A 13008-nucleotide genomic window follows, 5' to 3' on the forward strand; every position below is an offset into this window, starting at 1 on the left:
TCATTAGATGCTCGTCTATAGCATAAATGTATTGGACTAATGGCTAGAATTTACGATGATTATTTTTTTAATGGCGAGAAAGGATTACACCCAGTAAAATACCTAATATGATGGTTAACGAAATAGAGCGACCTTTCCACTGATTCATGGATTTGACAATAATTTCCCCAGTTGTCACATAGAGCATGATACCACTTGCTATAGCTAAAGACAGGGATATATACATCTGTGATATATTGCTTAGAGAAACACCAACCATAGCGCCAAGACCCATAAATAAACTAATTATAGCGATGATAATGATGGCATACCATAGGCTAACCTTACTTTTTTTTAATGGTAATGCAATGATCATACCTTCTGGAACATTATGCACCAATATAGCAAATGCAAAGTACAACCCTTCTTCTGGAGAAAGTGAGAGCATGGACCCAATAGCTATACCTTCTGGTATATTATGAATGGAAAAAGCAATGGCTAATAAAATAGCTCGCCTTATGTACATATTGTCATAACGCATACGCTCATGTTTGTGATGGTCCAGATACTGTTCAATCAAAATGACCATACCAATACCTATGCATATACCCAACAAACCAATCTCTAATCCCCCTACCTCAAATGCTTTTGGTAGAAGTTCAAAACACACAATGGATAACATAAGCCCTGCAGTAAAAGCAAGCATCATGCCTTCAAATCTTTTGCCTTTACTGGATAACGAATAAGTCAAAAAAACGCCAAGTGTTAAACCAATAGCACCTGTACTTAAACTGACTATAAAAGAAAACGCATTTCCCATCATCTCACCTCTTTCTTAAAAAGTATATTATGAAAGGGGTAAGAGTATGACCTATTCTATTATATTAGAAAAGCAAGCTTCTATCCGTAATTTAATGTATCTTTAATCATTCTTTTACATCCACTTAATAAACAAGCTCTATAATGTACTTATCAGCTTAATGAACTGAGGAGGTTATATGGTGAAAAAATTACTAATCCTTGCATCTTTGTTAGGTGTTGTACTTACTCTACTCAATAAATACACTAAAAAAGATTCATATTGCCAAGCCAGGTAATATGAATCTTTTATTGTTCTTTTTTCTTTAACCACCACTCGATGCCGCTGATTAATAGGTAAACGATGATGAGAACAATCCCAATCGTTAACAAATGATTATTACTATCAACTGGGCATGTACCTGCTGGTAATTGACTTCGGTCATAATAAGTTTTTCCTAGTGCAAAGACAGATACGGCAATGGCACTATAGAATGCAATGTTGGATAGTAAGCGCAAGTTTTTCCTCATGGCTTCCACCTCCTACCCCTATTATAAACGATTTTCCGCCTTTATACAAAGTCTTTTTCATTATTTCCAAAAGATACCCATTAAGCAGAAGCTATATAACCCACATATGTTAGCGCTTTTGGACCTCGATAATAATCAACTTGTTCCATTTCCTTTGTAAAATACATCTTTTCTTGTACTTCCTTGATGTTAGCTGATAATGAACCGCCTGTAAACACAGCATGGTTTTCACCATCAAAATAACGCGCTAATCGTATCTCTCCACCAAAACTACCTGAAACACTTTCCATATCGAAAGATGAAAAGGAAAGGATTTCAATATGAGGTTCTTTTATTATCTGTCCATAAGATTTTGAACCTGAGCCAACTTCCATATTTTGTATGTGGCCAGTGGGCTCGATACCTAAATATTGGGCATATTGATTGCTCCCATGATAATCATTGAGAATGCCATCTGTAATAAGATTAAACGTTGATAATATCATGCCATCACTATCAACTGGAGACGATTTTGTTGAGTTTTCCATCATTGGATTAAGGGTTATATTCACATAATCCCCTTTTACATCTCCTTGAATGGAGGTGCCTGTCTTGAATTGGGAGACTCCTTCATACACACTCATGGCATTAGCGTGCCTCACATAATAGTTAAGGATCTCTCTGACTTCTGTAGCCCTCATAATAATGGGTATGTCTTTTAAAAGAGGCATGGGCCTGGCTATGGCTTTATCTTTTGCCCGCATCAACTGCTCTTCAATACGTTCTTCAATGGCTGTGTGATAATCCGTATAGTTATACTCTTCATAGATTTCCACATCTTCCTTTGCTTCCTTCCACTGGGTCAGTACTTCTAAAGCACATGACTGATTTTGGTACGATACATCAACACCTCTTGAATTCATTATACGATGATAGGCATGATTAACAAATATTTCAGATGAGTTAATAAAGCCCTTATCATAATGGTCCGATTTGTATAACTGATCTCTTATAGCAAGTATACCATCTGTAAGCTCTGATTTCGATAGTTGATCAGATGTTGTCACTTGCATATCCGATGGGTCTACCAGTTGAAAAGCTTTATTTTTAGCAAATCTAGCTGAAAAGGCGGCATTCTCAATGACTTGAGCAATTTCTTCTTTATTCATTGTTGGGTGAAGACGGTAAGATGCCATACCTGTATATGTTTTATCATCCTCATTTATATCTACATATACCGTAATACGGTAGTGCCTAACATCCTTCGTACGATTCATATCCAAGGCTTTTTTAATAAAAAATAATTCTTCCGAAATGGTATGGGTTTCATGAATACTCCAATCGGATAGATGGGCATTGTTCTCTAGTAATCCCTTAATCACATCTATCATTACGCTAACCTCCCTTTGGCTTTTATATAAGGTCCACCATCTGTGGTCTTAATAACTTCTTTATGCCCTTTCCCACATGCCCCAGACCCTGATAATTCAAAGTCCTTGGACATCATGGTAATGGACTGTAGAAGTTCGGGCACATAGCCTGTTAAAAATACAGGTGATATAATTTTTCCTGTTAACTTTCCATCTTTGATTTCTCGACCCAGATGAACAACAACCTGAATTCCCCAATTTTTTGGGTCTTCCATACCACTACGTATATTTTCTAATAAATACCCATGTTTAATGGATGCAATCATGTCACTTAGCTCATCCTTACCACTTTCAAAGTATGTATTGGTCATTCTTGCATAAGCTTTTCGTTCGAAGCTTTCTCTTCTACCATTTCCAGTAGGTTTGGTTTCCAAAACATTTGCTGATAATATATCGGATATACCCGACTTAAGCATACCATCTTGAATAATAACGGTATCATTGCCAATGGTCCCTTCATCATCAAAGAAATAACTGGATGGGCATGGATATGATTTTACCCCGTCTTTCATGGTAACCATAGGTGCTGCTACTTGCTTATTCATGTATTCTGGAGCTTTTGCACGGTCTTTCACAAACATGTCTGTTTCTACACCGTGACCAAATGCTTCATGAGCAATAACCCCTGTCACTTTTGGATTACAAATAATATCATATTCACCAGGCTCAACACGTTCTGCATCTAATAAAGCAATGGCTTCGTCAACCACACCTTGGCACTTTTCTTCTAATTCATCCAGTAATTCAACACCTTTTAGACCGGATATGGTATCAAAAGAATATTGCACATTATTCCCTCGCTTAGCTAATGGTACAATTAAACCATTGGTGTAAGTATAACTTTGACTTAATTCTTTGTTTTTGGATATGAACACCTTGGATACCTGTGTCTCGTGATAAGAAACACGTACATCAACAAGTTCATTAGACATCTTCAAGCCTTTATGCATAATAGCTGTTAATTTCTCCAATTTCTCTTGTGCTGTCACTGTAGCAGGTTCAATTTCTAGTTCACTGTGAAATGCTTTCTGGACAAATGCTTCTTCCAACTTAGCATAGCCATTAATGGGCATACCCTCTTTTTTAAGTCGCTGAAACTTAGCTTGACCGACTGCTAAGATGTCTTCATAGATCCCTTTTAATAATGCCTCAGAAAATTCATTGAAGGAGTGTTCAGAATAGTTCCTTCCATTGTATACGCGAACCACATAACCACACTCTAGAAAGTACTGAAAATCCTGTACGGATTCACCTGTTGTCCTTACACTGTAAACTCTACTGGACACATCTGTACCAAGTATTGATACATAGTCAAAATCCTTATCCAGCATATCCACCAATCTTTTCATGAGCTGCATATGCCGGTTTAAATTATCCGATAACTTTACTTGCATCCTTTCATCTCCCTATCTTTTTTTCTAACCCCAAATTATAGTTATGATGTTTACTCCAAATTTTTTATAATTTTATTTGACAGACTAAAATATCTGTGTTATGATATCTGAAATTAATCTCTTATAGAGAGTGGCAGAGGGACTGGCCCTGTGAAGCCCGGCAACCTGTACCAAGGTACAAGGTGCTAATTCCATCAGCAATAGCTGAAAGATAAGAGGAGATAAAGACGATATCTTATACTCCTATTCATTTATAGGAGTTTTTCTTTTATCCACCTTTAATTAGACAGTGAGCCTTTATCGTCATGATTCATACTGAAATATGTATGCTATTTTACTTAGATAAATATCTGTCTCACTGGTTCATTTTTTTCTCTATAACTGGATTAAATGTATTATTTTTTGGATACCACTATCATGGAGTTAGCTACTACAGGAATATTATAATTATGTAGATAAAAAGCTATAGATGATAGGGTATTGTATCTTTTGTTACTTTACAAACATCGCTTTAATGCTTTACAGTAAAAAAGGAGAGATGAATATGAGTAAAACATATCGTTTTGACACCATTCAAGTGCATGGAGGACAACAAGCAGATCCCACAACAGGTGCTCGAGCAGTACCCATTTATCAGACAACATCTTATGCATTTCAAGATTTTGACCATGGGGCTAATCTCTTTAATCTAAGTGAGTCTGGTAATATCTACACACGTATCATGAACCCTACAACAGATGTGTTTGAACAACGTATTGCTGCCTTAGAAGGTGGTGTGGGCGCTCTAGCTGTAGCCTCCGGTTCAGCGGCTATCACCTATGCCATTACCAATATTGCTGGAACAGGTGATGATATAGTGGCTGCTAATACACTCTATGGCGGTACGTATAATCTACTTGCCAACACGTTACCTCGTTTTGGTATTACTACCCATTTTGTGGACCCAGATCATGTGCAAAATTTTACGAAGGCTATTACACCTAACACCAAAGCAATCTATGTGGAAACCATTGGTAATCCGCGCATTAATGTTATAGATATTGAAGCTGTGGCAAAAGTGGCTCACGATCATCATATTCCATTAATTATTGATAATACCTTTGCTACCCCGTATTTGGTTCGACCTATTGATTATGGTGCCGATATAGTTGTTCATTCAGCTACTAAATTTATTGGTGGTCATGGTACCTCTATTGGCGGAGTTATTGTGGATTCAGGCAATTTTGATTGGGCTGCAAGCGGCAAATTTCCAACCTTCACCACACCTGACCCAAGTTACCACGGTATTGTGTACTCAGAAGCTCTTAAGAATCTTGCATACATTGTTAAAGCAAGAGTTACCTTACTTCGGGATACAGGCGCAGCCATTAGCCCTTTTAATGCCTTCTTGTTTTTACAGGGATTAGAGACATTATCCTTAAGAATGGCTAAACATGTGGAAAATGCTAAGGCAGTTGCCCAGTTTCTTAAAAAACATCCCAAGATTGAATGGGTGAATTACCCCAGCCTTCAGAATAATACCTATTATGATTTAGCCCAGAAGTACTTGCCAAAAGGTGCTGGAGCAATCTTTACCTTTGGTATAAAAGGTGGTATTGAATCCGCAAAGACATTGATAAATCATTTAGAAATCTTCTCACACCTGGCTAATGTAGCAGATGCTAAATCCTTAATCATACACCCTGCAACAACAACCCACCAGCAATTAAGCGATGAACAACAACAAGAAGCAGGCATTACCAAGGATATGGTGAGGATTTCAGTGGGTATTGAAGATGCCCATGATTTAATTGTTGATTTAGAACAAGCTCTAGCATTGATATAGTACTGGTTTTTAGACATTAACAAACCTCTCTGGTATAAAGTTTACCAAAGAGGTTTGTTTTTAAAAATGACTGGATATAGCATGTGATACAGCTAACATCATTGATTATAAAATGCTGTTATGGTTATACCGTTATTACCTAATGGCTGCTTATGGTCTAATCCAATGAATTGACCTTGGCTATTTTGCCATAGAGCGGATTTTAAGAAATTATATTTCTCTTCGTCCCACTTAATAAAGGAATAATCCACTAATCCACCTGTATCACCTGAATTAGCATTGTAACACCAGAAAGTATGATGAATTTTGTTTTGAATCATATAATCTCTAATGGCGTGCATCCAAATACCGTTGTCGCCATTCAAACTGCCACCCCATTCGCCAACAAATAAAGGTGCTATTTGATCTTCCATAATGTAAGCCCAATTGTCTTTCCAAACATCCTGGTATAAAGTATTTTGATTAAATCCAGGATAAAACCAGCTTTGTTGATGCACATCTGGTCCATAATCATGAGGTGAATAAACCAGTTGTTTTTGTCCTGTTCCAAGATCTATGGGATAATCTTTTACACCTCTTAGGTTACCACCCCACCAATAACCATAATAGTCTTTTTCTTGATTGCTGGTATAATCAAACCCTTCCTTAGGATACGTTTCAATACCTTCAACAATAATGAGTACATTAGGGTTAATGGCTAGAATTCTCTTAGCACAGATTTCTGCTACCTTTTTCCAATTATTAACAGAGTTGGAGTCATTCCAGATAGCTGACGCTCCACTTTGATAAGCCTTTCCATGAGGCTCATTTTGTAAATCAAATGCCAGGATGGTATCATCATTTTTATAGCGATTGGCTACCCATTCCCATGTTTCATAAAATATTTCTGTTGTGATATGGTCGTGGTACCAAAGCGGATGAAAGTGTCCCATAGCGTCTGTTTTTGCACTGTGTACATCTAACATGACTTTCATACCATTTGTTTTACAAATTTGAAGAAAAGCATCGAATATTTCCAGGCTATTTTTACCCTCTAACTCTGGATTTGTATATGTATTCACATTTGGTCTTGGATATATGCCATTGGACCATTGATGTAAAATTTCTGTGGATATGGGCACTCTTAGAATATTGATGCCCCGATTAGCCATCTCGTCTAAAGCTTCTTTCATGTTACAGGTCCAAATACCGTCAAAACAATTGGTTCCCGTATTAAACCCAAACCAATTTGTTCCAGTTAACCAAACAGGATTACCGTGCTTATCCACTATTTGATTGCCTTCTACATGGAGCCAATCATCATCCCCTACAAAAGCTGTAGACTGGGGTTCAACTTGCACCGTTCCCGACTCTTGTGTAAGTACATTAGTCATTGTACCATTGGTAGACATTTTAGCAAAAGTTGCATCATGAAGTCCAACTGTTAGTAATAGCATTGTTACTAGTAAACAAACAATTCCTTTTTTCTTCATATGATCACCCTTTTGTCTTTAATTGTAGAACCGCACCTGATGCACTATCAATAAAATGTAGAGGTTCATGATGTTATCATACCATATTACGCAAGTTATTTCTATAATATTATTTATTTTTGTACGTTTATCTAAAATAGTAGAATATTTTTGTAACTTATTTATATTTTTACATAAACCCGAAGATATATCAGAGATGACATGTTTAGTTTTCCCCAAATTTTTATCCTGACATTCGTGCTATTCGTACATGATAAATGCACCGCTATATTCTATTATCTTACATCATAAAAAGCAGATAAAGATTAACTCAATCTTTATCTGCTTACATGAGCCTTTACTATAAGGTTTTAAGGTATATTAGGGTCTTGTGTTGGCGAAAAACTGTAATTATCACCAAAATTATTGTCCCAATAAGTGACACCGTTTACAATATACCTAATCACATATTGTCCACCACTACTCCAAGGAATATAACTGTTTTTAATCGTATTAAATTCCCATACTTCTACACCGGTTTCAGAGGAAGGTTGATAATAAGCATCTGTTTCATGGAATGTTTGCCAGCCATCTGTGGTATAGCGTACTTTAACCACTTTATCATACCCTAAGTCTTTCAAAATGATGGAACCATAAATAGAATTGGAAGATCTCCCTGCCCTATTTAGCTTCACAACACTTTTAGATAAGATGTTTGTTGCATTTGAACTGGTACTGCTGTTTTGAAGGAAATAATCATTACCACCATTATTATCCCAATATGTATGACCATTCACCTCATATTTTATTGCAAATTGACAGTTATATGTATATTGATGTGCAGGTGAGTAGGCTTGATGTGGCGTTGAATAAGACCATACTTCCGACCCGTCCGCTAACGTTTTCATATACGTTGCCGTTTGATCCATCCAATTCATACCATCATAGGTATAATGGACAATAACATTTTTGTTATAATCTAGATTATTAATATAGATATACCCTGTTGTATAATAACCAGTAATTTGTCCTTGGTTGGTATAAGTAGTCATGAGTTTTGAAGAAAACAACTGAACATGGGTTGTATCAGCCTGTATATGTAGTCCATTAAAAGTCAACATGAAAGTAAGACACATGATAACAGCAATTGCATTTCTCTTGAGCTTTTTTTTCATTTCAAATCCTCCTTATTTATTGTCGTGTCAAATTGGACACTTTACTAAAGCATATATTTCAAAGGCATAGTATTGTACTAGGTCATACTATCCTATTAATATCTGTAGAAAATAGTTGATATGCATATAACATACTAAAATAATTTATTTAAACGTTTAACAATTATTTTCAAAAAAAAATTTATTTATTAGTGTATTTAATGCCTTTATCCAAACAATTTATATATATATTATATATTAATAATTAATTTACCGCAATACTTTTCTTAATAATATAATATTTTTGTTAAACGTTTAATTTATTATTCTCTATTGGTATGTATTCTATTACCGATGATAAAGGGGAATACAAAGGAATACGTTGAATAGAAAAATAGCAGCAATTTATGCTGCTAAGCATACGTCACTGCTATTTTTATTATTGATACACTAAATAAGTTTTATGTCAATTGCCTATTATTTTCCATACTTTTTCATCAAGAAATTTTCTCTTCTTCTACTTCATCAACCTGACTGACTTCTACTTTCATGACGCAGTTATTCTCTACACCAATTATTTTAAGCACATAGTCATCTATTTCAATGGTTTCATTGATGTATGGAATCGTCGGTATTTGCTCTTGGATAAAGCCACCTATTGTTGTAGAATGTTGTGATTGGTATTTTGTTTGGAATTGTTTGTTGAATTCCGATAACTTCATGTTACCAAATACAACAGTTTTACCATCATCTATGGCAAATGTCTTCTCTTCTTTCACATCATATTCATCGGCTATATCGCCTACAATTTCTTCTAACACGTCTTCAATGGTTACAATACCTGCAACCTCACCAAACTCATCAGTTACGACAGCTACTTGTCTATGGTTTTCTTTAAAAACACTTAGCAGATTTTCCACAATCATGGTATTGCTGATAAAGAATGGTTCAGACATTATTTCTAGTATATTGATATCTTCAACTCGGTCAATGTAGGCAATGTTTCTGACATGAAGGATACCAATAATTTTCTGTTTATTATCCGATGCACATACAGGTAAGTGAGAGTATCCCTTATCCATATAGCAGCGAATATGTTCAATGGTGGATGTTTCATCTATGTAACAGAGGTCCATCTTATGGGTCATGACATCTTTTACTTTTAAAGAGGATAGATTAAGCACACCTTTAATAAATTCATTTTGTTCTTTATTAACCCCGCCTGTTTCAAGTGATATGTCAGCCATGGCTTGTAATTCCTCTTTGGTTACCAAGTTAACCACTTTCTTTTCTTCCTCTTCATCGTGAGCTTTTGTGGTGATACGTGTAACGAATTTATTAAGAGGTTGAGCTATAGGACTTAACACCTTGTAAATTAAGTATAAAGGTTTGGCAATAAATTGAGCCACCTTTTCTGGATTTTGACTTGCCATGGTTTTGGGTAATACTGCCCCAAAAACAAGGATAACAATTGTCATAACAACTGTTGCTAAAATGGGACCATAATTATCCATGTTAACAGGTTTTAATAATTGTGCAAAAAAAGCAGTTGCCAGTGATGCGGCTGATATGTTCACAATGTTATTACCAAGTAGAATAACGGCAAGTAGTCGCTCACGGCTACTTAACAGCTTAGCAATAATATCCACGTTCTTATTCTTGTTCTCCATCATGACTTTTAACTTAGAATTGGTGATACCAAACAAAGATATCTCTGATGCTGAAAAGAAACTAGAACCACCTACTAATAGTATTAGAAAAAATAACTGGGTCTGCATACATTACTCCTCTCGTTTCTATGAAATTTTCTTTTCCCCTTCCTTCATTTTTACCTAATCATTATTTTAAATCTATTGGAACGTTATGTCAAATAGTTATTTTTCTTTTTGCATGTTTCTTATTTTTTTATTATTAGGTGACCATTCATCTTATATTTCTAACCCATATAACTCATCTACTTTTTCTGTCATGGACTTAATACAATCCCCTATGGCTTGATTGTAAATAACCGGTCCAACCTCTTGGAGGATAAACTCCATGAGCAGTATGGCAGCTAAATCACCGATTTCTTCGTCTCTTTCCTCAAGGAAAAATTCTTTAATCAACCCTTTGATAACGTCTTGTTTTTCTTTTGATAATTCAATTTTACTTTTCATTGGTATTCTCTCCCTTTTTTTATCATTCTTCTATTATACCTTGATATTTCAAGATAATCACGCCTAATGGCGGTACTTGTATATCCAATGCGTATTGTCGATCATCCCATTCTTTATCCAAACTATCTAATGCACCTCGATTAACCACACCGCTCCCACCATATATGACAGCATCACTATTCATGATTTCCTTATATGTGCCTAAATAGGGAACACCAATACGGTGCATGGTTCGAGGAACAGGTGTAAAGTTACAGACAATCACAAGGGTATCTTCTATGTGTTTACCTTTTCTCACAAAAGAAACCATACATGCTTGTGCATCACAACAGTTAATCCACTCAAAACCTTCTGGGGTAAAATCATCGTACCAAAATGCAACTTCATCTCTGTATAAGTGATTGAGATCTTTGATATATGTTTTCATCCTTTGATGGCTATCATAGCCTAACAAATGCCAATCTAAGCTTTGCTTCTCACTCCATTCATCAAATTGGGCAATATCATTCCCCATAAACAAGAGTTTCTTACCTGGGTGAGCAAACATAAAACCATAGGCTGCTCGTAAATTAGCAAATTTTTGCCAATAATCCCCTGGCATTTTACCAATCATGGAAGCTTTTCCATGAACGACTTCATCATGAGATAAGACCAGCATAAAATTTTCAGTATAAGCGTATACCATACTAAAAGTTAAGTCATGATGGTGATATTGACGATGAATGGGGTCTTTTTCCATGTAGCGCAGAAAGTCATTCATCCAACCCATGTTCCATTTTAAACCAAATCCTAGTCCACCAAGATAAACAGGTCGCGATACACCTTCCCATGCCGTCGATTCCTCTGCAATCATCATAATATGGGGGTACTTCTCATATACAACCGCATTCATATGCCTAAGAAATGCCATGGCTTCGATATTTTCTCTACCGCCTTCATGATTAGGTATCCATTCGTCATAATCTTTGCCATAATCTAAATACAGCATGGATGCAACCGCATCAACCCTTAGACCGTCAATGTGATACTTATCAAACCAAAAGAGTGCATTAGCGATTAAAAAATTACTGACTTCATGCCGTCCATAGTTAAAAATCATGGTTCCCCAATGGGGGTGTTCACCTTTTCGGGCATCTTCGTGTTCATATAGGGCTGTACCGTCAAAAGTATACAAACCATGTTCATCTCTTGGAAAATGCGCAGGTACCCAATCAAGAATAACACCTATACCATGTTGGTGACAATAATCCACAAAGTACATGAAATCATCAGGTGTGCCATACCTGCTGGTTACTGCATAATAGCCTACTACTTGATAACCCCACGAACCATCATAGGGATGTTCTGCAATGGGTAGTAGTTCGATATGTGTATAACCCATTTCTTTCACATAGGCCACTAATTGATGAGCCAGCTCCCTGTAATTAAGGAAGTCTCCATTTTCGTCCCTCTTCCAAGAACCCAGATGCACTTCATAGACAGATATAGGGCTTTTTAATGGGTCGTGATCACTTCTCGTTTCAAGCCATGGTGCATCATGCCATTGATAATGATCGATATCAACAACTCTAGATGCGGTATTGGGACGTACCTCTGCATAAAAACCATAAGGGTCTGCTTTCATTAACAGAGCACCATTTTTTGCCTTAATCTCATACTTGTAGATTTCTCCTACAGCTATAGAAGGTATAAATAGCTCATAGATACCAGAATGACCAAGGGCACGCATAGGGTTAACGCGTCCATCCCAATGATTAAAGTCCCCTACAACGCTGACCCGTTCTGCATTGGGAGCCCATACGGCAAATAAAACACCTTCTATACCGTCAATCTTCGTTACATGAGCGCCAAGTTTATTATAGATTTCATAATGAGTACCTTGCCCATACAAGTGTAAATCAATGTCACCTAATTGAATGTCATGGTTATAAGGGTCTTCCAGATACCACTTATGCCCTTCTAAATTCTTCATATAGTAGCGATAACTTATCTTTTCATGAACTGTAACTGTATAAAAACCTGCATGGTGGATTTTTTCCATTTTGGTTTTTACACCCGTTTGGATATCTTCCACATAGATTTCTGATGCGAAAGGCCAGAATACATTGATATAATAATAATCTTTATAAGGATGTATGCCAAGTATATGATGTGGGTTCTGGTGGTTTCCATGGATAATAGCTTGCATTTCTTTTACATGAATATATTCTTTCATCTTAATCACCCTATTGCTTTATATTTTATCATGAGTAAGGCATTTTATAAAATTAAAATTTCTTTAATTTTTATCGTCTACTCATAGGGTTGTAGC

Annotated in this window: 10 protein-coding genes and 1 riboswitch; of the genes, 1 reads left to right on the plus strand and 9 read right to left on the minus strand. The window is 36.1% G+C overall.

Going from position 1 to position 13008, the window contains the following annotated elements; all coding sequences use genetic code 11:
* Window positions 1–67: 67 nt before the first annotated feature.
* The 4 genes from HZI73_RS17330 to HZI73_RS17345 all read right to left on the minus strand — a co-directional run bounded on the left by HZI73_RS17330 (window position 68) and on the right by HZI73_RS17345 (window position 4111).
* Entirely contained in the window at window positions 68–802 is a 735-nt protein-coding gene (locus HZI73_RS17330) for a ZIP family metal transporter (RefSeq protein WP_212694633.1), read from the minus strand.
* Between the two features lie 284 nt (window positions 803–1086).
* Window positions 1087–1308, minus strand: coding sequence for a hypothetical protein (locus HZI73_RS17335; protein WP_212694634.1), 222 nt, complete (start codon window positions 1306–1308; stop codon window positions 1087–1089).
* A gap of 80 nt (window positions 1309–1388) precedes the next feature.
* A complete protein-coding gene (locus HZI73_RS17340) occupies window positions 1389–2678 on the minus strand; it encodes a metallopeptidase TldD-related protein (RefSeq protein ID WP_212694635.1) in 1290 nt (429 codons plus the stop codon).
* A complete protein-coding gene (locus HZI73_RS17345) occupies window positions 2678–4111 on the minus strand; it encodes a TldD/PmbA family protein (protein WP_212694636.1) in 1434 nt (477 codons plus the stop codon). Before HZI73_RS17345 ends, HZI73_RS17340 begins: the two co-directional genes overlap by 1 nt.
* Before the next feature lie 118 nt (window positions 4112–4229).
* A riboswitch (SAM riboswitch) is annotated at window positions 4230–4329 on the plus strand.
* 320 nt (window positions 4330–4649) lie between these two features.
* Here HZI73_RS17345 and HZI73_RS17350 point away from each other — a divergent pair.
* Entirely contained in the window at window positions 4650–5936 is a 1287-nt protein-coding gene (locus HZI73_RS17350) for a homocysteine synthase (RefSeq protein WP_334300209.1), read from the plus strand.
* Window positions 5937–6034: 98 nt separating this feature from the next.
* Here HZI73_RS17350 and HZI73_RS17355 read toward each other — a convergent pair whose 3' ends face one another.
* The 5 genes from HZI73_RS17355 to glgB form a co-directional block, all read right to left on the minus strand.
* Window positions 6035–7408: a glycoside hydrolase family 5 protein gene (locus HZI73_RS17355; RefSeq protein ID WP_246552197.1), complete on the minus strand. Its 1374-nt coding sequence runs from the start codon at window positions 7406–7408 to the stop codon at window positions 6035–6037.
* Window positions 7409–7758: 350 nt separating this feature from the next.
* Window positions 7759–8562 (minus strand): carbohydrate-binding protein, encoded by an 804-nt coding sequence (locus HZI73_RS17360; protein WP_212694638.1) that lies wholly within the window; start codon window positions 8560–8562, stop codon window positions 7759–7761.
* A gap of 476 nt (window positions 8563–9038) precedes the next feature.
* A complete protein-coding gene (locus HZI73_RS17365) occupies window positions 9039–10319 on the minus strand; it encodes a hemolysin family protein (RefSeq protein WP_212694639.1) in 1281 nt (426 codons plus the stop codon).
* Window positions 10320–10469: 150 nt separating this feature from the next.
* Complete coding sequence (locus HZI73_RS17370) at window positions 10470–10697, minus strand: DUF2164 domain-containing protein (RefSeq protein ID WP_212694640.1); 228 nt, start codon at window positions 10695–10697, stop codon at window positions 10470–10472.
* A 22-nt stretch (window positions 10698–10719) separates the two neighbouring features.
* On the minus strand, window positions 10720–12912 hold the full coding sequence (gene glgB, locus HZI73_RS17375; protein WP_212694641.1) for a 1,4-alpha-glucan branching protein GlgB: 2193 nt from the start codon (window positions 12910–12912) through the stop codon (window positions 10720–10722).
* Window positions 12913–13008 lie beyond the last annotated feature (96 nt).

The organism is Vallitalea pronyensis, from assembly GCF_018141445.1.
In the GTDB taxonomy this organism is placed as follows: Bacteria; Bacillota; Clostridia; order Lachnospirales; family Vallitaleaceae; genus Vallitalea; species Vallitalea pronyensis.

Bases quoted from the DNA above. Each gene is read 5' to 3' on its own strand.
- HZI73_RS17360 (WP_212694638.1), bottom strand. From the start codon at position 8,562: ATGAAAAAAAAGCTCAAGAGAAATGCAATTGCTGTTATCATGTGTCTT.
- glgB (WP_212694641.1), bottom strand. From the start codon at position 12,912: ATGAAAGAATATATTCATGTAAAAGAAATGCAAGCTATTATCCATGGA.
- HZI73_RS17355 (WP_246552197.1), bottom strand. From the start codon at position 7,408: ATGAAGAAAAAAGGAATTGTTTGTTTACTAGTAACAATGCTATTACTA.
- HZI73_RS17330 (WP_212694633.1), bottom strand. From the start codon at position 802: ATGATGGGAAATGCGTTTTCTTTTATAGTCAGTTTAAGTACAGGTGCT.
- HZI73_RS17365 (WP_212694639.1), bottom strand. From the start codon at position 10,319: ATGCAGACCCAGTTATTTTTTCTAATACTATTAGTAGGTGGTTCTAGT.
- HZI73_RS17340 (WP_212694635.1), bottom strand. From the start codon at position 2,678: ATGATAGATGTGATTAAGGGATTACTAGAGAACAATGCCCATCTATCC.
- HZI73_RS17350 (WP_334300209.1), top strand. From the start codon at position 4,650: ATGAATATGAGTAAAACATATCGTTTTGACACCATTCAAGTGCATGGA.
- HZI73_RS17335 (WP_212694634.1), bottom strand. From the start codon at position 1,308: ATGAGGAAAAACTTGCGCTTACTATCCAACATTGCATTCTATAGTGCC.
- HZI73_RS17370 (WP_212694640.1), bottom strand. From the start codon at position 10,697: ATGAAAAGTAAAATTGAATTATCAAAAGAAAAACAAGACGTTATCAAA.
- HZI73_RS17345 (WP_212694636.1), bottom strand. From the start codon at position 4,111: ATGCAAGTAAAGTTATCGGATAATTTAAACCGGCATATGCAGCTCATG.